Source organism: Bacteroides sp. 224, from assembly GCF_010500995.1.
Lineage (GTDB): Bacteria > Bacteroidota > Bacteroidia > Bacteroidales > Bacteroidaceae > Bacteroides.
In genome coordinates, this window is the sequence record NZ_QVMK01000078.1 from 1 (window position 1) to 1,801 (window position 1,801).

At 32.7% G+C, this 1,801-nt stretch carries 2 protein-coding genes; one reads left to right on the forward strand and one right to left on the reverse strand.

Annotated elements, in window-relative coordinates; translation table 11 throughout:
* Positions 1 to 915 precede the first annotated feature (915 nt).
* A complete protein-coding gene (locus tag D0T60_RS18365; RefSeq protein ID WP_163219921.1) occupies positions 916 to 1,437 on the forward strand; it encodes an SMI1/KNR4 family protein in 522 nt (173 codons plus the stop codon).
* Between the two features lie 106 nt (positions 1,438 to 1,543).
* On the opposite strand, the gene D0T60_RS18370 is transcribed toward D0T60_RS18365, so the two are convergent.
* Positions 1,544 to 1,801, reverse strand: a 258-nt coding sequence (locus D0T60_RS18370; RefSeq protein ID WP_203558378.1) for a hypothetical protein, incomplete at its 5' end; no start/stop codon positions are given.

Sequence of the window (1,801 nt, forward strand, 5' to 3'; positions counted from 1 at the left end):
GCAATACAATAAATTTCTATAAATTTGTCCTGGGTAATCATATCGTGTTTATTTGTTAACTGATTGATTGTCAACCATAAAGATAATAAATAAAACGGATATTACCCATTCTTTTTAAACTTTTCTTATCCCGAACTCAGGTTTATAAAAGAAGAGGGTCTTATTCATTTATTAAAAAAATAACTTCGGAGATGTTTCCTAATGTGAAAATTGTATTAATCCGAATCAGTAGTTGAATTCTGATTCATTATTTAAAAAATTAGATAAATAAATGCGATGGCAATATTACAGGGACAAGGCCACTAGTTAAAATTCGACTACACTGCTGACCGTTTTGCTTTTTAAAGATAAAAAGAAAAAATAAAGTAACAACGAAGATACCGCAGGGGAAATTTGTTCAACGAAGATTGGGTAAAATCGGTTAGTTGATGTTATATTTGCATTAAATACAATGCATATTTATTTATGAATATAGATAGGATAACAGACGATGGTCGTTTATGGGCAGTACGATATCCAATAGAGAAGGTTCGCAACTTTCTACTTGAAAACGGAATTGTTGATGAAGATGTTTTTTGAATATATAAATGAATGAGTTATGAAAACAAGAGATGAACAAATCGCAAGATTAGAACAACTTCAATCAGATACTCCATCACGATGGAGGGAAGAAGCTGAATATAGGGTAGCCAATCGCGAATGGATACGTGAATCTCAAAGATATCGATAAAGCATTGACAATAATTACCCAACATCCAATTCCACAAATAGAAAACACTTTTATAGAGAAGCAAAAAGTAAACAACTTCACAGCGACATTACCAAAATCTCAAAGTAATTTACTAACTATCTGTAAAAGATCCATATATATGACAAGTATTGGAGTTAACAACTATTTCAACCCTGATATAGAGAATGAATATAACAGAACTTATAAACTTAATTAAGCAGGACGAGAACTGTGAAGTCAGACCTGCGGACAAAGAAATTGCTTTACCGACAAATATTCCTGGCGACTTAAAAGAGTTTTACGAATTGACAGACGGAATTAAATTATTTGAAAGCGAACCATATGGAATAACGATTGTTGGACGAGAAGATTTTATTCCGACAAATAAATATTTGTATCCAAAAGACGATGCTATTTGGGAAGAACTTGAAGGTGAAGTTTGTAACGAATGGTATTTAATAGCAAAAGTTGATGAGATAAGCCAATATATTAGTATTGACTTGACAGGTGAACGAAATGGACAATGTTATGATAGTTTCTATGAAACTCATTCGTTACAAGGCGACTCTGCAATTGTTGCGAAAGATTTTACTGAATTATTGATAAAACTCTACCAAAACAAAGGGAAACATTGGTATTGGTTACAAGACGACTTTGAAAAATTAGGAGACGCTTATGACGAACCAATTTCGAAAAGCGTGTACTGAGTTTTGTCGTTGGTTGCTGTTGTTTATTGAAAAATTCTATTGCAGTTTCTTCTGCTTTAATTCCGCCAACGGGTTTATCAGTCATCTTATCATGTGCGTTCGGCATTTATTGTTTAATGCTTTTTTCTACTTCGTCTAAAACTTCATTGAGTGTTTTTCTGTCTAATTTATCAACTTCTGCAATATCATTCAATCCTTGCTTTATCAAGTCGAAAACTATCCGTCGCTTTTCAATTTCGGTCTTTGTTGGGAAGTCTGCATAATTTTTATAAACTGCAAGTCCAAACCCTTGCCAATTATAGACTTTCATGGCGTGGGATAACGCATTTTCAAAAGTGTCAGATACATTAATTAGTATATGTGT